A 23,359-nucleotide genomic window follows, 5' to 3' on the forward strand; every position below is an offset into this window, starting at 1 on the left:
CGACCGGCGTACTGTCTGGTCTCATGGCCGCCGCATCCGATCCCCGCAAGCGCCTTCGCGAGCGCGCCGCCGAGCTCGACGAGATGCTCGCCCGGCTCGACCTCGACGCGGAGGCCGTGCGCGCCGACCGGGCCGACGGCACCGCCGACGACGAGCACGATCCGGAGGGTGTCACCCTGTCGGGGGAGTGGCAGCGTCTGGACGCGGTGCGCCGCGGCGTGCTCGCCGAGCGCACGGAGCTCGCCGAGGCGCTCGCCAGGGTCGAGGACGGCACGTACGGCGTCTGCGTGAGCTGCGGTCGCCGGATCCCCGTGGGCCGCCTGCGGGCCCGCCCCACCGCGACGATGTGCGTGTCCTGCGCGGAGGCCGCCGAGCGGCGCTGAGGAGCGTCGGGCCGGCGCGAGATCCACCTCTACCCCCCGCGACGTCGAAGCCCTATTCTGAGGCCGATTGCGCACGGTTCGCACCTGGGGACCCGGACCGCGGTCATGGCGGCGTGCGCGTGGAAAGGCGCTGTGTCATGCCTGATCTCGTGACCCACCGGCCGCACCGCGTCCGCGATGACGACGGGAATGCGCGCGTCGTCGTCGAGATCGAGGACGCAGCCGCGCTCTGGTTCTCGGTGCCGCCGGACGCGGAGGAGCTGCTCAGCGAGCGTGCAGATCACGTCGCGATCGCTCTGCTTCTTCCGGCGATGCGCTACGGTCGCGACCTTCGTGTCGGGGGAGTGGTGACCGACTCTCTTCTGCATCGCCTGAATCATGACGTGCAGGCGCTGGTCCGCGACATCCATCCGGGCTATCGGCGCATCGTGGTCTCCGCCGACGAGACTGCTCCGGCAGGGCGCCCGCCGTCCGGGGTGGCGACCGGGTTCTCGGGCGGGGTCGACAGCTTCGCCACCCTGATGGAGTACGCAGCCGGTTCCGCCGTGCCGGACAGTCTGCGGGTCACGCATCTGCTCAACAACAATGTCGGAGCGCACGGAGACGGAGGCCGAGCGCTGTGGCAGCGGCGGTTCGAGCGCCTCCGGCCCGTCGCGGACGATCTGCGGCTGCCGTTCATCCGCGTCGACAGCAACATCGAGGATCACTATCCCCGAATGGGGTTCATGCAGACGGTGGCCTTCCGAAACGCCGCTGTCGTGCACCTGCTCGGCGGAGGGATCGGTCGTTCGTATCAGGCTTCCGAAGGAGCGTTCCGCAACATCCGGATGCCGCCGCCCCACGGCGACATCGGGTTGGCCGGCGCCATGATCTTCCCGCTGCTGTCGACGTCCGCGCTGACGATGGAGTCGACGAGTTCGGCGTCGTCTCGGATCGAGCGGACGCTCGCGCTGGTCGGATCCCCCCATGCGCGATACCTCGACGTGTGCATCGCCACCGACCCTGACGGGGACGTGAACTGCTCCTCCTGCTGGAAGTGCATGCGCACCATGCTGACCCTGGAGATCGCATCCAGTCTCGATGACTTCGTTCCGACCGTCTTCCGTCGAGCGCCGTACGAGCGGAATCGCTGGGCGTACTACGCGCAGATCCTGTCGTCCACCGAGCCGAACGACATCGAGCTGGTGGAGTACGGCGATCTGCACGACTGGCGATGGGGGCCGCTGTCCCACGCGCGGGCGCTGCAGCGCCGGATCGGATCCCGCCTCCTGGAGCATGCTCGCGCTGTTCGCGACCGCCTCCCTCGAAGCCGGACCATGCAGGAAGATCTTGACACGGGCCTGTCGTGGCTCTAACGTACAACCAAATGGTTGTAGAAAGAGACCTCACCGACCCTCAGCTCACCGAGGAGGAGACCGACCGTGTCTTCCAGGCGCTCGCCGCGGCGACCAGGCGTGACATCCTGCGTCGCACGATCGAGCGCGAGCAGTCGGTGTCGGCACTGGCCCGCGAGTACGACATGTCGTTCGCTGCCGTCCAGAAGCACGTCGCCGTGCTCGAGGCCGCGCACCTCATCGTCAAGCGGGCCGAGGGTCGTGAGCGTCTCGTTCGGGCGGATCCGGCGATGATCGCCCGTGCCCGCGCGCTGCTGGCGCGCTACGAAGACCTCTGGAGAGCGCGGATCGACCGCCTCGACGCACTGCTGTCACAGACCGAAGGAGACTGACATGCCTGTCACCGAACTGACCACCGACGCCGAGGCGCTCACCATGACGCTCATCGCCGACGTCGACGCTCCCGTCGAGCGGCTCTGGCGCGCGTTCACCGATCCGCGTCAGCTCGAGCGCTTCTGGGGCCCGCCCGGATGGCCCGCGACCTTCACCGAGTTCGACTTCACCGTCGGCGGCCGGGCGCGCTACCACATGACCAGCCCGAAGGGCGAGCTCTCGCGCGGCGCGTGGGAGTTCGTGCGCATCGACGAGCCGCAGAGCTTCGAGGTGCTCGACACCTTCGTCGAGGCTGACGGCACGGTGTTCGAGGGCTTTCCCGCGATGCGGATGGCGTACTCGTTCGAACCCACCGAGACCGGCTCGCGGCTGCGCAACGTGACCTACTTCGCGTCGCACGAGGCGCTCGAGCAGGCCGTCGAGATGGGCGCCGTCGAGGGCTCGCAGCTGGCGATGGGCCAGCTCGACGCGGTGCTGCACGACCTGCGCGAATACGCGCAGGGCAAGGGCACCCGCACCGAGCTGCTCGACGACCAGCACGTGCGCATCACCCGTCTGATCGACGGCCCGCAGGAGCTGGTCTGGCGCGCGCACACCGAGCCGGCGCTGCTGGAGAAGTGGATGCTGGGGCCCGACGGCTGGCGGATGTCGGCGTGCGAGGTCGACGCCGTCGCCGGTGGCCGGTACCGCTACGCCTGGGAGCCGCTCGACCCGGCCGCCGGCACGGCGTTCGGCTTCGACGGCGAGGTCGTGCTGATCGAGCCGATCCGCCGCATGGTCACCACCGAGCACATGACCGACACCGACTACCCGTCGACGCTCAACGATCTGAGCCTGTACGAGGAGGACGGTGCGACGCTCGTGACGCTGCTCGTCGAGTATCCCGATCGCGAGACGCGCGATGCCGTGCTCGCGACCGGGATGACCGACGGCATGGAGGCGTCATACGCCCGGCTCGAGGGCGTGCTCGTGTCGCTGCCGGGCTGACGCGCGGCGCGGCCACTCCACACCGTGCACGATTGCGGAGATGTGCAGAAGTGCGTTCGATTGCGCGGCAGTTCGTCCGCAATCCTGCACATCTCCGCGTTCGCGGCACGGGCCGACCCGGCCGGCCGCTCGGCCGCTCAGGCGCTGCGGCGGCGGTGGATCAGCATCGCCGCCGCATAGGCGATGACGAGGATGCCGACGCACCAGGCCAGAGCGATCCAGATCTCCGCACCGACGGCGGTGCCCGTGAACAGAGCGCGGATCGTGTCGACGATCGGCGTGACCGGCTGGTTCTCGGCGAACCAGGCGAGCGGCCCCGGCATCGACTCCGTGGGCACGAAGGCCGAGCTGAGGAACGGCAGGAAGATGAGTGGGTACGAGAACGCGACCGCCCCGTCCATCGACTTGGCGGTCAGGCCCGGGATCACGGCGAGCCACGTGAGCGCGAGGGTGAACAGCATCAGGATGCCGGTGACGGCCAGCCATGCGCCGAGGCCCGCCCCCGTCCGGAAACCGAGCAGGAGGGCCACCCCCACCACGACCGCGAGCGAGATCACGGTGGCCGCGATCGTGGTGAGCACGTGCGACCAGAGCACGCCGGCGCGGGCGATCGGCATGGACTGGAAGCGCTCGAAGATGCCGCTCTGCAGATCCTGGAAGAGGCGATACGCCGTATAGGAGATGCCGGACGCGATCGTGATGAGCAGGATGCCGGGCAGCAGGTAATCGACGTACGAGCCCGAGAACGAGCCGATGTCGATCGCGCCCCCGAAGACGAAGACGAAGAGCAGCATGAACGCGATCGGCATCACGGCGGTCGTGATGATCGTGTCGGGACTGCGCAGGATGCGGCGCAGCGATCGCCCGGTGAGGACGGTCGTGTCGCCGAGGACGTGTGCGGTCATCATGCCGCCTTTCCGGTGTCGTCACCGACGATCGCGAGGAAGACCTCCTCGAGCGTCGGCTGCTTCTGGATGTACTCCGTCTCCGCAGGCGGCAGCATCGCGGTGAGCTCGGCGAGCGTGCCGTTCGCGATGATGCGACCGTCGTGCAGGATCGCGATGCGGTCGGCGAGCTGCTCGGCCTCCTCAAGGTGCTGCGTGGTCAGCAGCACCGTCGTGCCCTTCGCGGCCAGCTCGGTGACCGCTCGCCACGCCTCGATGCGCGCCTCCGGGTCGAGGCCGGTGGTCGGCTCGTCGAGGAAGACGACCGACGGGTCGCCGATGAGACTCATGGCGATGTCGAGGCGGCGGCGCATGCCGCCGGAGTACGTCCCGGCGCGGCGGGCCGCGGCATCCCCCAGCTCGAACCGCTGGATGAGCGCATCGGCGACCACCGCCGGATCGGTCACGTGGCGCAGCCGGCCCACCAGCACGAGGTTCTCGCGGCCGGTGAGCATCTCGTCGACGGCGGCGAACTGCCCGGTGAGACTGATCGCCTCGCGAACCTGCGCGGGCTGTTCGGCGACATCGAACCCGGCGACGACGGCCTGCCCGGCATCCGCCCGCAGCAGGGTCGAGAGGATGCGCACGAGCGTCGTCTTGCCGGCGCCGTTCGAGCCGAGCAGCGCGAAGATCGTGCCGCGCGCGACGTCGAATTCGACCCCTCGCAGCACGTGCAGGTCCCGGTAGGACTTCTCGATTCCACGGACCTGGATCGCGGCGGTCATGACTGCTCCTTCTCTGCCTCATCGATCGCCGTCATCAGACGCGCGCGCTCCTTGTCGACCCACCGCTTGCCGGTGTACGACTGCGCGAACGTCTCGGCGAAGTCGACCGGGTCGTCGCCGACGACCGCGCGCACGGGGGTGCCGTCGGCCGCAGCGCGATCCCACAGATCGACGAGGTCGCCGAACATGGTGACGAGGGTGTCGCCGTCGGTGACACCGCCGCCGGAGTACATGAGGTACCGGTGCACGGCCTTGCCCGCGTCGCGGTAAGGCCCGGGAAGCGCCTCGAGGCGGGCCATCGCCTGTCGGTACTGCTTCTTCTGCTCGAGCGACCCGGTGAGGGTCTCGAACCATCTGGCCATTTCAGTCCTCTTCCTGCGTGTCGTCTTCCTGCGTGTCGTCTTCCTGCGTGTCGTCGTGCAGCTGCTCGATTCGTTCAGCGAGGAAGGTCCACGTCCTCCAGAACTCGTCGAGGTGGTCGCGTCCCTGCTCGTTGAGTGAGTACACCTTGCGCGGCGGGCCCTTCTCCGAGGGCACCTTCTCGACATCGACGAGCCCGCGCTGCTCGACACGAACGAGAAGCGCGTACACCGTGCCCTCGGCGAGCTCGCTGAACCCCTCTTCGCGCAGCCACGCGGTGATCTCGTAGCCGTACGCCGGGCGGCGCGCGAGGTTCGCGAGCACGATGCCCTCGAGAACGCCCTTGAGCATCTCAGTGAGCTGCCCCGCCATATCGCCTCCCGGCACTACTCAGTGTCATTGACTACCACTAGATAGTAACACTGAGTACCGAGAGTGCAAGTGAATCCGCTCAGCCCTCGCCGTCGCGGGTGCCGAACAGTCCCTTGCCATACAGCCGAATGGCGTCGTACGCCTCGCCGTACGTCTTGGGCGCCTTGGCGCCGGGGTCGAAGCGCGCCAGCAGCAGGCCGAGCAGCCCCTGGGCGGGCGAGGTGAGCGGGCGGTGACGATGCGCCTGGACGGTGGCCGCGGCATCCTTCTCTTCCGGATTCGTCGGGATGTACAGGGCCTTGGGCTGCGGCCAGGTGTACGGCTGACGCGGCGCGGTGAGGTTGACGGCGTTGAAGATCGGATTCGCGTTCTGGTCGCGCAGGGTCAGCGGCTTGAGGCCGTGCTGCCGGCAGAGCGTGTTGATGACCGACCCGTGATGCATCTCGTCGTGGATCACCGTGTTCTGCGCGGTGTAGGCGCTCACCACGATGGCGGGCACCCGCACCCCGAGCCGGTCGAAGAGGAACCCCATCTCACCGGCACCGCTGCGGTCGGGCGGGGTCGCCGCCGGTGGCGGCACGTGGTCGTAGGTGCCGCCATGCTCGTCGAAGGTGAGCACGAGGGCCGTATTCATCGCGTTCGACTTGCCGGGGGTGCGGCTCTTGCGGATGGCGTCGTAGACCTCTTGCACGAGGGCGTCGCCGGCGCGCACGTCGGAGAGCGCGCTGTTGTAGAAGTGGTGGCTGCCGCCGCCGTCTTCGATCGTGGTCTCGCGCACCGCGCCGAACGGCGGGTGCATGTCGTTGTGGTTGATGACCATGCGCGGTTCTATGAAGGAGTACGCGGGGAGGTCGCCGTTCTCGACATCGGCGTGGAACTGATCCATGTCGCGGAAGTTCGTCTTCCAGTACTGATGCAGCACCGGAGCGTGCACCATCCCGGTCAGCGAGACGAGCTGGGTGGCGTCGTAGTACACGCGCCATGAGATGCCGGCCTCATCGAGCCGGTTGAAGATCGTCGGCGCGGCCGGCCCGGTGATCCACTTGTAGAAGCCGTCGCCGCCCTGGTTGGTGACGAATCCGTTCGAGGTGGATGCGTGGAAGAACATGCGGTTGCAGAACGTCTGCGACGGCACGGCGCAGAACCAGCGGTCGTACACCGCGAACTCGCGGGGGAGCGTCGAGATCACCGGCAGCTGCGCGGGGCTGAAGCCGCCCATCGCCACCCGGTACTCCTGCGGGGTCGGGTCGGTGCGCCGCTGAAGGCGGAAGTTGATGACGAAGTCCCTCACGAAGCCCGAGTTGTCGGCGGTGGCACCCAGGGGCGGCGTGTTGAACGGCGGCCGCATGCCGTTGCGGCGGATGTCGGCATTGCCGGGCGGGTCGACCGTGCCGAACAGCTGCGCGTGTTGATGTGCGGATACGCCTCACCCGGGTCGGGCTGCGGCGACTGCATGACCGTGTCGGTCGGCCCGTCGTAGACGTAGGCGGGGACGTCTTCGCCGGAGGCGCCGGGGTTCGAGTACGTGCCCTGCGCGAGACCGTCGAACTCGGCCCGGGACTTCTCGTCGGCCGAATACAGATGCCCGAGCAGGTTGTCGAAGCTGCGATTCTCGAACATGACCACCACGATGTGGTCGAAGCCGGGCACCGAGCGCTGCGGCAGCGGCTCGAACTCGGGCGGGTGCGCCATGGCGGCGGAGGTGATCGCCGCGCCCGCTGAGCCTCCGATGGCGAGGCCCGCCGCCCCGGCGCCGGCCCGCCGCAGGAAGTCACGGCGCGAGGTCTCGCGCTCGCCGTCGCCCATGCAACGGATGCTATCGGCCCGAGGCGCGCTCTATGGTGTGGCTATGGCGGAATCGTTCCCCTTCGACCGTGGCGCGCGGTACGGCTCCGCCCTGGTGGGCACGCTCTTCGCCGGCTACCTGTGCATCGCGACGAGCTTCGACGCGTTCATCGAGGCCACGAACTACGCCGGCGCGATCGGCACCGATGTGCCGCTCGTCGACCTCGTCGAGTTCCTGCTGATCCTGGGGCTGTTCATCGCCGCGTTCACGGTCATGCTGGCCAGCGGCGCGCGGCGGCTCGGCGCGGTGACGCTGGCGTGCGTGGTGCTGCTGCTGTGGGCGACCCTCGGCATCCAGCGGGGCATCGGCAACATCCGGCACCCCATCGAGTTCTGGGCGTTCGTCACCGATCAGGGGCTTGTCACGCTGATCGTCGCCCTGGGCGGCTGGCTGCTCGTGCGCGGTCGGCATCCCCTGTCTTTCGTGGTGCTGCTGCTCGCCCTCGTGCCGCCCGTGGTGACCGGCCTGCTGGTGGGCGCTTCAGTGACCTCCGGCGCCTTCACGCTCGTGTCGCTGGGCGTCGTGATCATGCTCGGCATCGGCGGAGCGTGGCTGGCCGTCGTCATCGATCGGGCGATCGGGCGAGCACGTCCTCCAGCGCAACCCACGCCAGCATCGCGCACTTGACCCGGGCGGTGTACTTCGAGACGCCCGACAGGGCGGAAGCATCGCCGAACACGTCCTCTTCGAGCGTGACGGCGCCGCGCGAGCGCAGCGCCTCGCGGAAAGCGGCGATCCGCTCGCGGGCATCGGCCACCGGCATCCCGCCCTCTTCCTCGACGAGCGACGTGAGCATCGAGGCGGATGCCTGTGAGATCGAGCAGCCGTCGCCCGTCCACGTGATCGCGCGCACAACGCCATCGTCGAGGTCGGCGTGCAGGATCACCTCGTCGCCGCACACCGGGTTGCGCTGGTGCGAGCTCGGCTCGCCCGGCTCTCCGCGCCCGTGCGGGTGCTTGGCGTGGTCGAGGATGAGGTCCTGGTAGAGCGCCTGGAGGTCGTCCATCACGCCGCCCCGAAGAAGGCCCGCACACCCGAGACGGCGTCGAGCATCGCGTCGATGTCGGACTCGGTGTTGTAGAGGAAGGCGCTCGCGCGCACGGATGCCGTGAGCCCGAAGCGCCGGTGCAGGGGCTGCGTGCAGTGGTGGCCGACGCGCACGGCGATGCCGCGGGCATCAAGGAACTGGCCGACGTCGTGGGCGTGTACTCCGGCGACATCGAACGCGCACAGCGCGACCCGCTCGGCCCCGGCGGCGGCGCCGAGCAGCCGCACGCCGGGAATCGAGGCGAGGCCCTCGCGCAGGCGCTTCTCGAGCACGAGCTCGTGCGCATGCACGGACTCCATGCCGACGGTCTCGAGGTAACGCACCGCCGCCGCCAGCGTGATCGCCTGCGAGACCGGCTGCGTGCCGGCCTCGAAGCGCTGCGGCGGCGGCAGGAACCCGGCGCGGTCGAGCGTGACCTCGGTGATCATGGAGCCGCCCGTGAGGAACGGCGGCAGCGACTCGAGCACATCACTGCGTCCGTACATGCCGCCGATGGCATACGGACCGAGCATCTTGTGGCCCGAGAACACCGCGAGGTCGACGCCGAGCGCGCGCAGATCGAGCGGCAGATGCGGGGCGGACTGGCAGGCGTCCAAGAGCGTGAGGGCTCCGGCATCCTGCGCGAGCTCGACGAGGGCAGCCACGGGGTTGACGATGCCCAGCGTGTTCGACACGTGCGGGAAGGCCACGACGCGAGTGCGCTCGCCGATGAGCCGAGCGGCGGCATCGAGGTCGAGAGTGCCGTCGTCGTGCACCGGGATGTGGCGCAGCACAGCTCCGGTGCGCGCGGCCAGCTGCTGCCAGGGGATGAGGTTCGCGTGGTGCTCGGCCTCGGTGACGACGATCTCGTCGTCCGGGCGCAGCCTTTCCGCATTCTGCAGCGCGTGGGCGACGAGGTTGATGCCCTCGGTGGCGCCGGTCGTCCACACGAGCTGCTCGGGCTCGGCGCCGACGAAGCTCGCCACGGTGACCCGGGCATCTTCGAACAGCTCGGTCGCCTCGGCCCCCAGCGTGTGCGCACCGCGGTGCACGGCGCCGTTCGCGCGGGTGAGGAAATCGACCTCGGCGTCGATCACGGCCTGCGGTCGCTGGCTGGTCGCGGCCGAGTCGAGGTAGACGAGCGGCGCGCCGTTCACCTGCTCGCGCAGGATCGGGAAGTCTCGCCGCAGCACGGCGGCGTCGAGCGCGGTCGCAGAAGTCACCCCTCCAGGCTACGTCTCGTCAGCGCTCGAGGCTCGAGCGCTCCGCTCGCAGGTGCGCGAGGGAGAGCGCGTCACGCGGACGTCCGGAGCGATCCTCGCCGGCCATCGGGCGCGAGCGCCGGCCGTAGATGAGCTCTGACGAGTCGAGCAGCCATGGAACGAGGGTGATCGAGACGCCGTGGATGAGCATCAGCTGCTGCGCGATGCGCCGTGCCCGGCGATTGTGCAGCAGCACCTCCCACCAGTGCCCGACGATGTACTGCGGCAGGTAGACGGTGGCCACCGTCGGCCCGTGCTCCTCGCGGTGGTGCGCGATGAACGCGGCGACGGGGCCGGCGTAGGCGCGATAGGGCGACTCGACGATGACGAGGGGCACCGGCATCCCGTGTCTCGTCCACTCGTCCTGCAGCGCGTCGGACTGCTCCTTCGAGACGGCGATGTGGATCGCCAGCGTGCGATCGTGCCTTGCGGCCAGCGCGTAGTCGACGGCCTTGACCACCGGCTTCTGCAGCCGGTTGACGAGCACCAGGGCGAGGTCGCCTGCCGAGCCGAAGTGCACGGTGTCATCCATGCGCAGCTCGGTCTCGACGTCGCGGTAGTACCTGTGCACGCCGATCATCAGCAGCGAGAGCACCGGGATGGCCAGGAACACGAGCCACGCCCCATGGGTGAACTTCGTGATCGTCACGATCAGCAGCACGAGGATCGTCATGACCGCGCCGAGGCTGTTGACGGCAAGGCCCGTGCGGGCCTCGATGAGCTCGGCGCGCGGTCCGGGCTGCCGGCGCGTCGCCCCGGAGAGCCCGCGCAGTCCTCGGAGCGCGCGCCGCCAGTGCCGGATCATGCCGAGCTGGCCCAGCGAGAACGAGACGAACACGCCGATGATGTACAGCTGGATGAGGTTCGTGAGGCTCGCCTGGTAGAGCAGCAGCACCCCGATGGCGATGAGGCCGAGGATGATCATGCCGTTCGAGTACACGAGCCGATCGCCACGGGTGCTGAGCGCCTTGGGCGCATAGCCGTCGCGGGCAAGCACCGCGCCGAGCAGCGGAAAGCCGTTGAATGCGGTGTTGGCAGCCAGCAGCAGCACGCAGGCGGTCGCCGCCTGCACGATGAAGAACGGGATCGATCCGGCGCCGAACGTGGCGGCGGCCACCTGTGCCATCAGGCTCGGCTGCACGAGGTGCGCGCAGTCGAACCCGACGAGGTGGCACGGGTTCTCGGCGTAGTGCACCCCTGAGACGAGGGCGAGCACCGTGAGCCCTGAGAACAGCACGATGGCGATGCCGCCCATCATCGTCAGGGTCAGCTGCGCATTGCGCACCTTCGGCCCGCGGAACGCCTGCACGCCGTTCGAGACCGCCTCGACGCCGGTGAGAGCCGAGCATCCGCTCGAGAACGCCCGCAGCACCAGCAGGATCACGGCCGCCTGCGTGATGTCTTCGGCCTGCACGGCGAACTGCGCGCTTGAGGCGATCGGCGGGTGGCCGAGCATCCAGCGCACGAGACCCACCGCGATCATCACCGCGACCGACCCGACGAACAGATAGGTGGGAACGGCGAAGGCCCGGGATGCCTCGCGCACGCCGCGCAGATTGACCACGATGATCAGCACCACGCAGGCGACGGCGAGCCCGACGCGCCACGAGGCGAGCACGGGGAAGGCCGAGATGATGTTGTCGATGCCCGAGGCGACCGAGACCGCCACCGTCAGCACGTAGTCGACGAGAAGGGCCGAGGCGACGACGACGCCAGGCACCTCGCCGAGGTTGGTTCGGGCCACCTCGTAGTCGCCGCCGCCCGAGGGGTAGGCCTTGACGAGCTGCCGGTAGCTGAGCACCACCACCACGAGCACGACGACCACGGCGGTCGCGACCCAGGGGCTGAACGCCAGGAACGCGATGCCGCCGGTGAGCAGGATCATCAGCAGCTCCTGCGGGGCGTAGGCCACCGACGACAGCGCGTCAGACGCGAAGATCGGCAGCGCCATGCGCTTGGGGAGGAGGTGCTCGTCGGCCTGCTCCGACGACAGTGGTTCGCCGAGCAGGATCCGCTTTGCGAAAGGGGCGTCGGCGGCGCCCGGGTCGCGACTTGCATCAGTCACGGCGGGTGACACTACGCCTGCGTCGATAGTCTCGCAAGGGTGGAGGATCAGATCGCGCTCGGGGTGCTCGCGGTCCTCATCGGGGTCTTCGTCGGGGTGCTGCTGTTCGTGCCATTCGTGGCCGTCAGCTACCGGCGGCGCGGGGGCTTGAGCTTCTGGCGGTTCGTCGGGTGGGCGGCGGCGCTGATCTACTTCTGGGCGATCTGGACGTACACCCTGCTGCCGCTGCCCGACCCCGACGAGCTCCAGTGCCGGCAGCCGAACCTCGACCTGCTCGCGTTCATCGACGACATCCAGCGCGCGATCGCCGCACCCGGGAGCCCGCTGACGAACCCGCTGATCCTGCAGCTGGTGCTCAACGTCGCCCTCTTCCTGCCGCTGGGGTTCTTCGTGCGGGTGCTGGGCGGCCGCGGCGTCGTGGTGGCGACGCTGATCGGCCTCGGTGTGTCGCTGTTCATCGAGACCACGCAGCTCACCGGTGTGTGGGGGCTGTACCCGTGCGCGTACCGCGTCTTCGACGTCGACGACCTGCTCACCAACACGCTCGGTGCACTCCTGGGCGCGCTTGTGGCCTTCGCCGTGCCGAAGCACCATCGCGGCTTCGCGCGATCACCGGATGCCGGCGAGCCCGACCCGGTGACCCGGGGTCGCCGCTTCGTCGCCATGCTCTGCGACTACATGGGCGCCGTCGTCCTCCAGGTGGTGCTCGCGATCGGGGTGCAGCTGCTGCTGTTCGCCGTCGGCGAGGAGCGCCTCATGGAAGAGGGTCAGCTGGCCGGCGTCCTCAGCAGCGGCCTCACCGCAGCCCTCTGGCTCGGGATCGCGCTCGGCACCGGCCGGACGATCGGCGATCTCGCCGTTCAGCTGCGCTACACCGGGAGCACCCTGCCGACCTGGCTGTCGCGGACGCTGCGGTGGCTGGGCGGCATCGGCGGGTTCCTCCTGGTGGGCATGCTCCCGGGATCGTGGGCGCAGCTGAACATCGTGTTCCTGCTCGCGTGCGCCGTGCTGCTGTTCACGACGAAGCAGGGCAGAGGGCTGCCGGGCCTGATCAGCGGTCAGGGCCTGATCGACGCCCGCAGCCGCGAAGCGGTCAGTCCAGGAACTCCCGCGCGGTGACCACCAGCGCCTCGACGCCGTTCTCGATGGTGGGGTGGATCAGGGGTGCGAACAGAGGCGAGTGGTTGGTGGGGATGTCGCGCTCGAGCGTGCCGGCCGCCTGCGCGGCCGCGAAGGCCGCCGGGTCGACGCCGCCCCAGAACCAGAACACGAGCGGCGCGCCCGATTCGCGGGCGAACCAGGAGACGTCCTCGCTGCCGGTGAACATGCCCGGGTCGACGACCGAGTCCGTGCCGAAGCGGGCTGCCAGCGCCGAGACCACGCGGGCGGTGGCGGCGGGGTCGTTGATGGTCGGGGGGAGTGTGTGGTCGGTCACGATGACAGGCTCGTCGTCCGCCCCGGATGCCTGCGCCTCGGCGCGGACGATGCGCTCCACCTTCTCGAGCACCCGCGCGCGGGCCTCGTCGTCCGGGTAGCGCAGGCTCAGCTCGAGCGTCGCCTCCGCGGGGATGATGTTGTTCTTCAGGCCCGCGTGGACCGAGCCGACGGTGACGACGGCGACATCCCGCGGGTCGACCTCGCGCGAGACGATCGTCTGCAGCCGCATGATGGTCGCGGCGGCCATCACCACCGGGTCGATGGTCGCGTGCGGACGCGAGCCGTGGCCGCCGCGGCCCAGGAGCGTCACGGTGAGGCCGTCCGAGGCCGCCATCTGCGTTCCCGGCCGCACGCCGAACACGCCCGCCGGCAGCGGCGTGACATGCTGACCGAGCACCACATCCGGCCGCGGATGGCGCTCGAGCACGCCGTCGGCGATCATCGCCTTCGAGCCGGCCCCGTGCTCCTCGGCCGGCTGGAAGACGGCGACGATCGTCCCCGACCACTCGTCCTTCGTGGCGACGAGGCGTTCGAGCGCGCCCAGCAGGCAGGTCACGTGCATGTCGTGGCCGCACGCGTGCATCACGGGGACGTCGTTGCCGGCCGGGTCGGTGCCGCGCGCGGTGCTCGCGTAGGGCAGGCCGGTCTGCTCGGGCACCGGCAGCGCGTCCATGTCGGCGCGCAGCCACACCACCGGCCCCTCGCTGGAGGTGACCGTCGCGACCACTCCGGTCTTGCCGACGCCCTCCTCGAAGGGGATGCCGAGCTCGCCGAGCTTCTCGGCGATCACACCCGCGGTGCGGGTCTCCTGGAAGGACAGTTCGGGATGCTTGTGCAGATCGACGTAGATCGCTTCGAGGTCCAGGGCCATTCCCCGAGCCTACGCGCTGGACCGCGCGGTGCTGGCGCGGACGACGAGCTCGAACGGGAGCTGCCCGGGCGCGGGATCGGCGCCGGAGGCATCCAGCTCGGCTCCGGCGCCGATCGCCCATGGCGTCCCTCGCTTCATGCAGCGGTGAGCCACACCGTCGTGTCGGTCGGCAGCGTGGCACCGTCCAGCGGCTCGCTGGCGGCGATCACGCGGCCCTCGGGCAGGTCGGCGGGGGCGGCTCCCAGGTTCGCGACGACGATCACATCGCCGTTGCGGAATGCCAGGATGCCACGCCCCGGCAGGTCGAGCCACTCCAGCGCCCCGGTGCCCAGCGCGTGGGCGCGGCGCTCGGCGAGGAGCCGCCGGTAGAGGCTGAGCGTCGACCGGGGGTCGCCGACCTGGACGTCTCTGGCCAGGGACGCCCACTCGGGCGGCTGCGGCAGCCACGATGCGCCGGTGGGGCTGAAGCCGTAGGCGGGCGCAGCGGCTTCCCACGGGATGGGCACACGGCATCCGTCTCTTCCGTACCGCTCGCCGTTCGTGCGGAACCAGGTCGGGTCCTGCCGGGCGCCGGGGGGCATGTCGATCACCTCGGGCAGGCCCAGCTCCTCGCCCTGGTAGAGGTACGCCGATCCGGGCAGGGCGAGCATGAGCGCCGTCGCGGCACGGGCGCGGCGGAGGCCGAGCTCGGGGATCGGCTGTCCGGGAGAGTCGGGGCCGATGCCGTGGCCCTGCGGGTTCTCGGCCGTGAGCGCGAGCCGGGTGGCGTGGCGGACCACGTCGTGGTTCGACAGCACCCAGGTGCTCGGCGCGCCCACGGCCGCGTACGCGGCCAGGGACGCGTCGATGACCGCGCGCAGCTCGTCGGCATGCCACTGCGTCTCGAGATAGGCGAAGTTGAACGCCTGGTGCATCTCGTCGGGGCGCACCCACAGGGCGGTCGCCTCGACGGTGGGCATCCACGCCTCGGCGCAGAGGGCGCGGTCGCCGGGGTACTCGGCGAGCACGCGCCGCCAGTCGCGGTACACCTCGTGCACGCCCTCCTGACCCCAATAGGGCACGTCGGTCTGATCGCCGCCCATCGAGCCCGAGTCGATCGGGGGCACGTAATCGGGCAGGCCCTCCGCCTTGACCAGCCCGTGCGCCACATCGACGCGGAAGCCGTCGACGCCGCGGTCGAGCCAGAACCGCAGGATGCGGCGGAACTCCTCGTGCACCTCGGGGTTCGACCAGTCGAAATCGGGCTGCGAGGCGTCGAACAGGTGCAGGTACCACTGGCCCGGCGTCCCGTCCGGGTCGATGGTGCGCGTCCACGCCGGGCCGCCGAAGACCGACTCCCAGTTGTTCGGCGGCAGCTCGCCGTGGTCGCCCCGGCCGTCGCGGAACATGTACCGGGCTCGCTCACGGCTGCCCGGTGCGGCGGCAAGGGCCTCCTGGAACCAGACGTGCTGGTCGGACGAGTGGTTGGGGACGAGGTCGACGATGACCCGGATGCCGCGCGCATGCGCCTGCTGGAGCAGCTCGTCGAAGTCGGCGAGCGTGCCGAACAGCGGGTCGACGTCGCAGTAGTCGGAGACGTCGTAGCCGGCGTCCTTCTGCGGCGACGTGAAGAACGGGGAGAGCCAGACGGCATCGACGCCGAGCGTCGTGAGCGCATCGAGGCGGGAGGTCACGCCGGGCAGGTCGCCCACCCCGTCGCCGCTCGAATCGGCGAACGAGCGGGGGTAGATCTGGTAGATGACGGCAGAGCGCCACCACTCCGGGCCGAGGGCGGGGGAAGTCATGCGCTCGAGGCTACGGCAAGCGCTTGCATTGCTCTCGGCGGATAGGGTGGGCGAGTGCCCGAGACCGAGCTGGAGCGCGCCGAGCAGCTCATCAGAACCATTCCCGACTACCCGGAGCCCGGAGTGCTCTTCCGCGACATCACACCCCTGCTGGTGGATGCCGCAGCCCTTCGTGCTGTGATCGACGCCATGATCGCGCCCTTCGCGGGTGGGTTCGACGTGGTCGCCGGCATCGAGGCGCGTGGATTCCTGCTCGCCGGCGCGGCGGCGATGGCCGCCGGGGTGGGCCTGGTGCCGATCCGGAAGGCAGGCAAGCTGCCGCGACCGGCGGCGGCGGTGTCGTACGCCCTGGAGTACGGCACGGCGACGATAGAGGCTCACGACGACATGGCGCCCGGCACGCGGGTGCTGCTCGTGGACGACGTGCTGGCCACGGGCGGCACGCTCGCGGGAGCGCACGAGCTCGTGCCGCGCCTGGGCGGGGTCGTCGTGGGCACGTCCGTGCTTCTCGAGCTCGAGGCGCTCGGAGGGCGCGCCCTCGTGCCGGACGTGCGGACGGTGTTCTGCGCCTGAACGGCCGAGGTCAGGACTGCGGCGTGAAGCTCATTCCACGTCGTGCGAGTGGTCTCTGACGTCGGGCTCGGTCCGCAGCTCGTCGGCGATCTCCTCCTCCGGGCGGGGCGGGATGTCCTCGTCCTCCTCGAGTTCGGGGATCGTCGGCTCATCCGGTGCAGGCACGTGATGCGCACCGGGATCGTTGGCGTGCATACTCCAGTGTCGCCTGCGGGCGGGCGCCGCGGTAGACCGTCTCGGGCTTCAGTCGTCTCCGTGCGAACCAGCCGGCGCGGGCGGGTGGTGGGGGATCGGATCCGGGCGCTCCGACCGCTTCGGCGTCCGACTGCTCGGCGTCGGAGCCGCCTTCGGGGCGGCGGTCGGCCCCGAGGCGCGGGCCGACGGTGCGGGCCGCAGCTCCTTGGCGAAGCGACGCCCTGTGACCGAGTGCGGCGTGATCTTGATCACGTAGGGCTTGCGCGTCGGGGTGAGCGAGACGACATCCATCACGCCGCTCCGGCGGATCTCGTCCTCGTCGCGCAGCTGGCCGGCGGCGCCGCGCACGACCACGCTCCAGCGGCTCTGCTCGTCCTCGCCGTCGATCTCGAACGCTGCGACGGGCCTCAGGTGGAGGTGACGCAGCTTCGAATCGCGCGCGGTGCGCAGATAGATCGCCCCCTCGTGGGTCGTGAAGTTCACGGGGTAGATCTCCGGCACGCCGTCACCGTCGACGAGGGCGAGACGCCCGACCTGGGGGATCTGCAGGAGCGACCAGCACTCCGCGGTGCGCAGGCGCGCTGCGCCCGAGGCGCTCGAAGGCGAGGCCATGCCGGCTCCTTCCGTCGCGAGCCGTCGCGGAGTTCCGTGGAACGCCACGGTAGTCAGCGCATCGCCCCCCTGCAAGGGCTTGGCCCGGCGGCCGGGAGGCGCGCCGGGTGCGGCCCGGTCAGCTGCGCAGCACGACGTTCACCGGCTCGTCGCCACGCAGCATCCGCTCGATCTGCGTGCGCACGAGACGCGCGATGCGCGGGCGCATGGCGCCGGACGCCCCGCCCACGTGCGGCGCGATGAGCACGCCGGGCAGCGACCACAGCGGGTGCCCCTCGGGCAGCGGCTCGGGATCGGTGACATCGAGCGCCGCACGGATGCGGCCGCGGCGGACGTGGTCGACCAGCGCGTCGGTGTCGACGAGCGGGCCGCGGCCCACGTTGACCACCAGCGCGTCATCGGGCAGCGCCGCGAGGAACGCGTCGTCGACGATGCCTTTCGTCGCGTCGCCGCCGGGCAGCGTCAGCACGGCGATCTCGGCATCGGGCAGCAGCGCGGGAAGCTCGTCGACGCCGTGCACGTGCACGCCGTCCTCGTCGCGGCTCCGCGATGCCACCACGGTCAGGTCGACCTCGAACGGCGCCAGCCGGGCGGCGACCGCCTTGCCCACGCCGCCGTAGCCGAGCAGCAGCACCCGGCGGTCGGCGAGGCCGGCGGTGAACAGCGTCTGCCAGTGCTCGCGCTCCTGGGCGCGCACGAACTCGGGAAGCCCGCGCTGCGCGGCGAGGATCAGCGCCAGCGCCAGCTCGGCCGTGGCGGCCTCGTGCACGGTCGCCGCGTTGGCGAAGACATGCCCCGGCGGCAGCGCCTCGGCGACCCCGTCGTACCCGATCGACTGGCTCTGCACCAGGCGCGCCCGCACCTCGGCCAGCCGCGGATAGAGCTCGCTCACGTCGAGGTAGGGCGGCACGACGATGTCGATGTGATCGCGCGGCGGAGCATCCTTCATCTCCCAGACGATGACCTCCACTCCCTCGGGAAGCGGCGCGATGTCGTCGCGGAGCCGCGTGGTGGGAACCGACACGATGAGAGGGGCAGTCACTCTCTCGAGCCTACCGCGAGTAAGGTCGGCCGCAGAGAGCGAGGAGACGCACATGACGATCCCCGAGATCAACTACTGGGCGGTGCTGCTGGCGACGCTCGCGAGCATGGTGGTCGGCTCGATCTGGTATACCCCGAAGGTGTTCGGCGACCGGTGGATGCGGCTGGCGAAGGTGCCGAGACCGACCACCAGCGCGCAGGCATGGCTGCCGCTGCTGCTGTCGGTCGTGCTGTCTTTCCTGCTGGCGTGGGTGCTGGCCGGATCGGTGACGATCGCCTGGCACTTCTACGGCGGGGCGTTCCTGTGGACGGCGATCGTCACGGCCGTGACGCTGTGGGCCGGGTTCACCGCCGGGCGCCTCATCGTGCACGACATCTTCGAGGGACGGCCGACCAATCTCACCGTGCTGAACATCGCCCACGAGCTGGTGACCGTGCTCGCGATGGCCGTCATCATCGGCGTGTGGCCGCCCGCCGGCACGGTGTAGCGGCGGCCTGAGCCGGTTCCCGGTGTCTGCCCGTTCGCAATTCAGTCTCCGCGTGCGGGTGGGGCCGTGCCGGTCCCGAAATCTCGCAGGCGACCCCAGCACCGGCGAGCGGCGAGACTGAATTGCGAACCGCGCGGGGGCCGCAGTCGCCGGGGGAGCGCTGCGTCCTACGCCGCGGCGGCGACGACCGCAGCGATCGCCGACGTGAAGAACGGGATGCCGTCCTCACCCGACCGCATCGCCAGCCGCGTGTCGGGGCCGAAGCCCGGCTCGGTCGCGTGCTCGGGGTGGGGCATGAGGCCCACGACGTTGCCGCGCTCGTTCGTGACCCCGGCGATGTCGCGCAGCGACCCGTTCGGGTTCACGCCGACGTACCGGAACGCGACGAGCCCTTCGCCCTCGAGGCGGTCGAGCTCCTCCTCCGAGGCGATGTAGCCGCCGTCGGCGTTCTTCAGCGGAATGATGATCTCCTGGCCCTGCTCGAAGTCGCTCGTCCACGCGGTGGAGGCGTTCTCGACGCGAAGCCGCTGGTCGCGGCGGATGAACTGCTGGTGCGCGTTGCGGATCAGGCCGCCCGGCAGCAGATGCGCCTCGACGAGCATCTGGAAGCCGTTGCAGATGCCGAGCACCGGCATCCCCTTCGCCGCGGCGTCCTTCACCTCGGCCATGATGGGGGCGTGCGCGGCGATGGCACCCGCGCGCAGATAATCGCCGTAGCTGAACCCGCCCGGCAGCACCAGCGCATCGACGCCGTCGAGGTCGTGCGAGCCGTGCCAGAGCGCGACCGGCTCCGCCCCCGCGATCGCGATGGCACGACGGGCGTCACCGTCGTCGAGCGATCCGGGGAAGGTGATGACCCCGATCCGGGCGGTCACTCGACCACCTCGACGCTCACGACGTCCTCGATGACCGAGTTGGACAGGATGTCGTCGGCCACCTGGCGCGCCGTGGCCAGCACCTCGTCGGTGACCTCGCCGTCGACGGTCAGCTCGAAGCGCTTGCCGATGCGCACCCCGCCGAAGTGGTCGATCCCGAGCCGGGCGAGCGCGCCGGCGACAGCCTTCCCCTGCGGATCGAGCAGCTCGGCCTTGGGCATGACGTCGACGACGATGGTGGGCATGAGTGCGCTCCGGAGTTCGCGGAAAGGGGCCGATCCCAGTCTACGGGCGGCGCGCACGGGCACGTGCGCCCCGGCGCCCGAGGGCCGTGATGCAACCGTGACCCAATTCGTGGGAGCGCTCCCTTGCGTTCGTGGGAGCGATCCCATACTCTCTGAACTGTTCGGTGAGAGCGCTCCCACGACGCGGGACGGGAAACGCGAACACGCACCCAGCACGAAGACCCACACAAAGGAGTGACAGTGAGATCACGCGCATGGCGTCGCATCGGCCTGGTGGCCGGCGTCGCGACTACCTCCGCCCTCGTCCTCGCCGGCTGCGCCGGCGGTGGCGGCGGCGAAACCACCGAGGGCGGCGACACGCCGGCCTCGATCACCCTCGCCACCTTCAACGACTTCGGCTACACCGACGAGCTGCTCGCCGAGTTCACCGCCGAGACCGGCATCGAGGTCGTGCACAACAAGGCGGCCACCTCCAACGACGCCCGCGCCAACTTCTTCCAGAAGCTCGGCAAGGGCGGCCTCGCCGACGTCGAGGCCGTCGAGGTCGACTGGTTCACCGAGATGATGCAGTACTCCGACCTCGTGGTGCCGGTTCCCGACGACCTCAAGGGCCGGTGGCTCGACTGGAAGGAGGCCGCCGCGACGGATGGCGCCGGCAACCTCGTCGCGTACGGCACCGACGTCGGACCCCAGGCCGTCTGCTACCGCGGCGACCTGTTCGAAGCGGCGGGGCTCCCCAGCGATCGCGAGGAGGTCGCCGGCCTCTTCCCGACGTGGGACGCCTTCTTCGACGTCGCCGACGAGTACAAGGAGAAGACGGGCAAGCCGTTCATCGACTCCGCGAACTCGGTGCTCCAGGGCCTGGTGAACCAGCTCGAGTACGCCTACGAGGAGCCTGACGGCACCATCATCGCCGCCGACAACCCCGAGATCCGCGCCGCCTACGACACGGTCGTCGACCGCGCCATCCCGGTCTCGAGCTTCGCCGGCCAGTGGAGCGAGGACTGGTACGCGGCCATGGCCAACGGCGAGTTCGCCGCCATGCTCTGCCCGCCGTGGATGCACGGCATCATCCAGGGCGAGGCGCCGGATGTCACCGGCTGGGACATCGCGAACGCCTTCCCCGAGGGCGGCGGCAACTGGGGCGGGTCGTACCTGGTCGTCCCGGCCGACGGCGCCAACATCGAGGCTGCCCAGCAGCTGGCCGACTGGCTGACCTCCCCCGAGGTCCAGATCAAGGCGTTCAACAACGCCGGCACGTTCCCGAGCCAGCTCGAGGCACAGCAGAGCCCCGACCTCACCGGCTACGTCAACGCGTACTTCAACGACGCCCCGACCGGCGAGATCGGAATCGACCGCTCCAACGCGATCACGGTCTCGACCTACAAGGGCGAGAAGTACTTCCAGTTCCACGATGCGCTGCAGAACGCGGTCACCCGCGTCTTCGACGGCCTCGAGGACAAGGAGACGGCCTGGAACAACTGGCTGACTGAGATCGCCTCGTTCTGAGCGATTCCGATGGGAGGGGTGCAGGCCGGCAAGCACCTGCACCCCTCCTTCTCACGGACGAGGAGATGACCGTGACATCCACGAGCACCGGCCGCGCCCCGCGAGTGATCTCGTTCTCGCACCGGCTGAGCAGGTGGGACCTGAAGGTGTCCCCCTACCTGTACATCTCGCCGTTCTTCATCATGTTCGCGATCGTGGGCCTGTTCCCCATCGCGTACACAGCCGTGATCTCGTTCATGGACTGGGACCTGGTCCGCAACTCGGGCGAGTTCATCGGGTTCGACCAGTACATCTGGATCCTCACCCAGCCCCACTTCTGGACGGCGCTGCGCAACACCTTCAGCATCTTCGTGCTCTCCAGCGTCCCCCAGATCATCCTCGCGATCTTCATCGCCGCCGTGCTCGACCGCAACATCCGCGCCAAGACGTTCTGGCGCATGAGCGTGCTCGTGCCGTTCGTCGTCGCGCCGGTGGCGGTCGGGCTCATCTTCAACGCGATGTTCGCCGATCAGTCCGGCCTCATCAACACCTGGCTCGGCAACATCGGCATCCCCGCCATCCCATGGCACAAAGACCCGTTCTGGAGCCACGTCGCCATCGCGACGATGGTCAACTACCGCTGGACCGGCTACAACGCCCTGATCCTGCTGGCTGCCATGCAGGCCGTCGACCGCAACCTCTACGAGGCGGCGACCGTGGACGGCGCAGGCGCGTTCCGGCAGTTCTTCTCGGTCACCCTGCCCTCCCTCAAGCCCACCCTGATCTTCGTCATCATCACCTCGACCATCGGCGGCCTCCAGATCTTCGACGAGCCACGGGTGTTCGACCAGTTCGGCCGGGGCGGCGCGGGGCAGCAGTGGCTCACCATCACGCTGTATCTGTACGACATCGGCTGGGGCCAGTGGAACTTCGGCCGCGCCGCCGCGATGGCGTGGATCCTCTTCCTCATCATCCTCGGCATCGGCCTGATCAACCTCCTCATCACGCGCACGCTGGTGCGCGACGAAGGGCTCAGATCCGAGCTGTCCAAGCGGCGGCGCCGCGAGCTCGCCCGAACCGCCAAGAGCGACCTGAAGGAGGCCGCACGATGAGCATCGGCACCCCGCCTCCCCTGGCGATCATGGAGGAGGCCATCCCGCAGACGCCGCAGCGCCGACGCGGAGCCAAGGCCATCCGCATCCGAGGCTCCCGCCCCGGCTTCTGGGCGTATTCGATCCTTCTCGTCGTGTTCCTGTCGGCGATCTTCCCGCTGTACTGGTCGTTCATCATCGGGTCCGGGGACTCGACCACGCTGCGCGGCGAGTTCCCGTGGCTGCCGGGCGGGAACTTCATCTCCAACTCGCTGTCGGTGGTGACCAACCCGGCGGTGAACTTCTGGCCGGCGCTGTGGAACTCCATCTACAGCTCGGCCCTCATCGCCGGCGCCGTGGTCATCACCTCGACCCTGGCCGGCTGGGCCTTCGCCAAGCTCCGGTTCCTCGGCGGACCCGCGCTGCTCATCTTCGTCATCGCGACGATGGCCGTCCCGCAGCAACTGGGCGTCGTGCCGCTGTACATCCTGTTCGCCGAGCTCGGCTGGACCGGCCAGATCGGCGCCATCATCATCCCGGCGCTCACCAGCGCATTCGGGGTGTTCTGGATGACCCAGTACCTCAAACAGACCGTTCCCGACGAGCTCATCGAAGCGGCGCGCGTGGACGGCGCGACGATGTTCCGCACCTTCCTCACCGTGGGCGTGCCCGCGGCGCGCCCCGCGGCGGCCATGCTGTTCCTGTTCACCTTCGTGGGCGCCTGGAACAACTTCTTCTGGCCGTTCATCGTGCTCGACCGGCAGAATCCGACGCTGCCTGTTGCGCTGTCGCTGCTGCAGTCCAACTACTTCGTCGACTACTCGATCGTCCTCGCCGGCGTGGTGCTGGCGACGATCCCGCTCCTGCTGCTGTTCATCTTCGCCGGCAAGCAGCTCGTGAGCGGCATCATGGCCGGCGCCGTGAAGGGATGAGACCATGCCCACCACTCGTATGAGAGAGC

At 69.7% G+C, this 23,359-nt stretch carries 28 protein-coding genes; 11 read left to right on the plus strand and 17 right to left on the minus strand.

The features are described from left to right. The first annotated feature begins 23 nt into the window (after positions 1-23). From ACIWQI_RS04870 to ACIWQI_RS04885, 4 genes are all read left to right on the plus strand, one after another. Entirely contained in the window at positions 24-383 is a 360-nt protein-coding gene (locus tag ACIWQI_RS04870; RefSeq protein WP_396655991.1) for a TraR/DksA family transcriptional regulator, read from the plus strand. A gap of 137 nt (positions 384-520) precedes the next feature. Further along, the gene (locus ACIWQI_RS04875; protein WP_396655992.1) at positions 521-1,738 is read left to right on the plus strand and encodes a hypothetical protein; all 1,218 of its coding nucleotides are present in this window, start codon (positions 521-523) and stop codon (positions 1,736-1,738) included. Between the two features lie 11 nt (positions 1,739-1,749). Continuing rightward, positions 1,750-2,109: an ArsR/SmtB family transcription factor gene (locus ACIWQI_RS04880; RefSeq protein WP_396655993.1), complete on the plus strand. Its 360-nt coding sequence runs from the start codon at positions 1,750-1,752 to the stop codon at positions 2,107-2,109. A gap of 1 nt (position 2,110) precedes the next feature. Further along, positions 2,111-3,097 carry an SRPBCC domain-containing protein gene (locus ACIWQI_RS04885; protein WP_396655994.1) on the plus strand — a complete coding sequence of 329 codons (987 nt, stop codon included), beginning with the start codon at positions 2,111-2,113 and terminating at the stop codon, positions 3,095-3,097. Between the two features lie 137 nt (positions 3,098-3,234). On the opposite strand, the gene ACIWQI_RS04890 is transcribed toward ACIWQI_RS04885, so the two are convergent. The 6 genes from ACIWQI_RS04890 to ACIWQI_RS04915 form a co-directional block, all read right to left on the minus strand. Continuing rightward, positions 3,235-4,002 carry an ABC transporter permease gene (locus tag ACIWQI_RS04890; protein ID WP_396655995.1) on the minus strand — a complete coding sequence of 256 codons (768 nt, stop codon included), beginning with the start codon at positions 4,000-4,002 and terminating at the stop codon, positions 3,235-3,237. After that, a complete protein-coding gene (locus ACIWQI_RS04895) occupies positions 4,002-4,766 on the minus strand; it encodes an ABC transporter ATP-binding protein (RefSeq protein WP_396655996.1) in 765 nt (254 codons plus the stop codon). Before ACIWQI_RS04895 ends, ACIWQI_RS04890 begins: the two co-directional genes overlap by 1 nt. Next, the gene (locus tag ACIWQI_RS04900) at positions 4,763-5,128 is read right to left on the minus strand and encodes a DUF1048 domain-containing protein (RefSeq protein ID WP_396655997.1); all 366 of its coding nucleotides are present in this window, start codon (positions 5,126-5,128) and stop codon (positions 4,763-4,765) included. The genes ACIWQI_RS04895 and ACIWQI_RS04900 overlap by 4 nt, the downstream gene beginning before the upstream one ends. A 1-nt stretch (position 5,129) precedes the next feature. Beyond that, positions 5,130-5,498 (minus strand): PadR family transcriptional regulator, encoded by a 369-nt coding sequence (locus tag ACIWQI_RS04905; protein WP_396655998.1) that lies wholly within the window; start codon positions 5,496-5,498, stop codon positions 5,130-5,132. A 79-nt stretch (positions 5,499-5,577) separates the two neighbouring features. Further along, positions 5,578-6,789 carry an alkaline phosphatase family protein gene (locus ACIWQI_RS04910; protein WP_396655999.1) on the minus strand — a complete coding sequence of 404 codons (1,212 nt, stop codon included), beginning with the start codon at positions 6,787-6,789 and terminating at the stop codon, positions 5,578-5,580. Continuing rightward, the gene (locus tag ACIWQI_RS04915; RefSeq protein WP_396656000.1) at positions 6,786-7,304 is read right to left on the minus strand and encodes an alkaline phosphatase family protein; all 519 of its coding nucleotides are present in this window, start codon (positions 7,302-7,304) and stop codon (positions 6,786-6,788) included. Before ACIWQI_RS04915 ends, ACIWQI_RS04910 begins: the two co-directional genes overlap by 4 nt. A gap of 43 nt (positions 7,305-7,347) precedes the next feature. On the opposite strand from ACIWQI_RS04915, the gene ACIWQI_RS04920 reads away from it, so the two are divergent. Then, positions 7,348-7,971: a hypothetical protein gene (locus ACIWQI_RS04920; protein WP_396656001.1), complete on the plus strand. Its 624-nt coding sequence runs from the start codon at positions 7,348-7,350 to the stop codon at positions 7,969-7,971. On the opposite strand, the gene sufU is transcribed toward ACIWQI_RS04920, so the two are convergent. Genes sufU through ACIWQI_RS04935 form a run of 3 tightly spaced genes read right to left on the minus strand, consistent with a single transcriptional unit; the run spans position 7,907 to position 11,710 of the window. Continuing rightward, positions 7,907-8,350, minus strand: a complete 444-nt coding sequence (sufU, locus tag ACIWQI_RS04925) for a Fe-S cluster assembly sulfur transfer protein SufU (protein WP_396656002.1) — start codon at positions 8,348-8,350, stop codon at positions 7,907-7,909. The genes ACIWQI_RS04920 and sufU overlap by 65 nt on opposite strands. Beyond that, complete coding sequence (locus ACIWQI_RS04930; RefSeq protein ID WP_396656003.1) at positions 8,350-9,594, minus strand: SufS family cysteine desulfurase; 1,245 nt, start codon at positions 9,592-9,594, stop codon at positions 8,350-8,352. Before ACIWQI_RS04930 ends, sufU begins: the two co-directional genes overlap by 1 nt. 19 nt (positions 9,595-9,613) lie before the next feature. Further along, a complete protein-coding gene (locus ACIWQI_RS04935; protein ID WP_396656004.1) occupies positions 9,614-11,710 on the minus strand; it encodes an APC family permease in 2,097 nt (698 codons plus the stop codon). A gap of 27 nt (positions 11,711-11,737) precedes the next feature. Between ACIWQI_RS04935 and ACIWQI_RS04940 the strand changes: the two genes are divergently transcribed. Next, on the plus strand, positions 11,738-12,817 hold the full coding sequence (locus ACIWQI_RS04940) for a VanZ family protein (protein WP_396656005.1): 1,080 nt from the start codon (positions 11,738-11,740) through the stop codon (positions 12,815-12,817). On the opposite strand, the gene ACIWQI_RS04945 is transcribed toward ACIWQI_RS04940, so the two are convergent. From ACIWQI_RS04945 to ACIWQI_RS04955, 3 genes are read right to left on the minus strand one after another with little or no spacing between them, the layout of a single operon-like run. Then, positions 12,792-14,006 (minus strand): amidohydrolase, encoded by a 1,215-nt coding sequence (locus ACIWQI_RS04945; protein ID WP_396656006.1) that lies wholly within the window; start codon positions 14,004-14,006, stop codon positions 12,792-12,794. The genes ACIWQI_RS04940 and ACIWQI_RS04945 overlap by 26 nt on opposite strands. Before the next feature lie 9 nt (positions 14,007-14,015). Then, on the minus strand, positions 14,016-14,144 hold the full coding sequence (locus tag ACIWQI_RS04950) for a hypothetical protein (protein WP_396656007.1): 129 nt from the start codon (positions 14,142-14,144) through the stop codon (positions 14,016-14,018). Further along, positions 14,141-15,790, minus strand: a complete 1,650-nt coding sequence (locus ACIWQI_RS04955; RefSeq protein ID WP_396656008.1) for a glycoside hydrolase family 13 protein — start codon at positions 15,788-15,790, stop codon at positions 14,141-14,143. Before ACIWQI_RS04955 ends, ACIWQI_RS04950 begins: the two co-directional genes overlap by 4 nt. Before the next feature lie 54 nt (positions 15,791-15,844). On the opposite strand from ACIWQI_RS04955, the gene ACIWQI_RS04960 reads away from it, so the two are divergent. Further along, positions 15,845-16,363, plus strand: a complete 519-nt coding sequence (locus ACIWQI_RS04960) for an adenine phosphoribosyltransferase (RefSeq protein ID WP_396656009.1) — start codon at positions 15,845-15,847, stop codon at positions 16,361-16,363. 30 nt (positions 16,364-16,393) lie between these two features. Here the strand turns inward: ACIWQI_RS04960 and ACIWQI_RS04965 are convergent, their stop codons facing one another. The 3 genes from ACIWQI_RS04965 to ACIWQI_RS04975 all read right to left on the minus strand — a co-directional run bounded on the left by ACIWQI_RS04965 (position 16,394) and on the right by ACIWQI_RS04975 (position 18,212). After that, positions 16,394-16,558 (minus strand): hypothetical protein, encoded by a 165-nt coding sequence (locus ACIWQI_RS04965; protein ID WP_396656010.1) that lies wholly within the window; start codon positions 16,556-16,558, stop codon positions 16,394-16,396. Positions 16,559-16,606: 48 nt separating this feature from the next. Then, positions 16,607-17,170: a pyridoxamine 5'-phosphate oxidase family protein gene (locus ACIWQI_RS04970; RefSeq protein ID WP_396656011.1), complete on the minus strand. Its 564-nt coding sequence runs from the start codon at positions 17,168-17,170 to the stop codon at positions 16,607-16,609. Positions 17,171-17,288: 118 nt separating this feature from the next. Beyond that, the gene (locus tag ACIWQI_RS04975; protein ID WP_396656012.1) at positions 17,289-18,212 is read right to left on the minus strand and encodes a 2-hydroxyacid dehydrogenase; all 924 of its coding nucleotides are present in this window, start codon (positions 18,210-18,212) and stop codon (positions 17,289-17,291) included. A 52-nt stretch (positions 18,213-18,264) separates the two neighbouring features. Between ACIWQI_RS04975 and ACIWQI_RS04980 the strand changes: the two genes are divergently transcribed. After that, positions 18,265-18,699, plus strand: coding sequence for a DUF1761 domain-containing protein (locus ACIWQI_RS04980; protein ID WP_396656013.1), 435 nt, complete (start codon positions 18,265-18,267; stop codon positions 18,697-18,699). A 167-nt stretch (positions 18,700-18,866) separates the two neighbouring features. Here the strand turns inward: ACIWQI_RS04980 and purQ are convergent, their stop codons facing one another. Next, the gene (gene purQ, locus ACIWQI_RS04985; protein ID WP_396656014.1) at positions 18,867-19,574 is read right to left on the minus strand and encodes a phosphoribosylformylglycinamidine synthase subunit PurQ; all 708 of its coding nucleotides are present in this window, start codon (positions 19,572-19,574) and stop codon (positions 18,867-18,869) included. Next, a complete protein-coding gene (purS, locus tag ACIWQI_RS04990) occupies positions 19,571-19,819 on the minus strand; it encodes a phosphoribosylformylglycinamidine synthase subunit PurS (RefSeq protein ID WP_396656015.1) in 249 nt (82 codons plus the stop codon). The genes purQ and purS overlap by 4 nt, the downstream gene beginning before the upstream one ends. Before the next feature lie 240 nt (positions 19,820-20,059). On the opposite strand from purS, the gene ACIWQI_RS04995 reads away from it, so the two are divergent. The 3 genes from ACIWQI_RS04995 (at position 20,060) to ACIWQI_RS05005 (ending at position 23,330) form a co-directional block, all read left to right on the plus strand. After that, on the plus strand, positions 20,060-21,328 hold the full coding sequence (locus ACIWQI_RS04995) for an ABC transporter substrate-binding protein (RefSeq protein ID WP_396656016.1): 1,269 nt from the start codon (positions 20,060-20,062) through the stop codon (positions 21,326-21,328). Between the two features lie 65 nt (positions 21,329-21,393). Next, positions 21,394-22,419 carry a carbohydrate ABC transporter permease gene (locus tag ACIWQI_RS05000; RefSeq protein WP_396656017.1) on the plus strand — a complete coding sequence of 342 codons (1,026 nt, stop codon included), beginning with the start codon at positions 21,394-21,396 and terminating at the stop codon, positions 22,417-22,419. Further along, positions 22,416-23,330 (plus strand): carbohydrate ABC transporter permease, encoded by a 915-nt coding sequence (locus ACIWQI_RS05005; protein WP_396656018.1) that lies wholly within the window; start codon positions 22,416-22,418, stop codon positions 23,328-23,330. The genes ACIWQI_RS05000 and ACIWQI_RS05005 overlap by 4 nt, the downstream gene beginning before the upstream one ends. Positions 23,331-23,359 lie beyond the last annotated feature (29 nt).

Source organism: Microbacterium sp. (genome assembly GCF_044508325.1).
GTDB lineage: Bacteria > Actinomycetota > Actinomycetes > Actinomycetales > Microbacteriaceae > Microbacterium.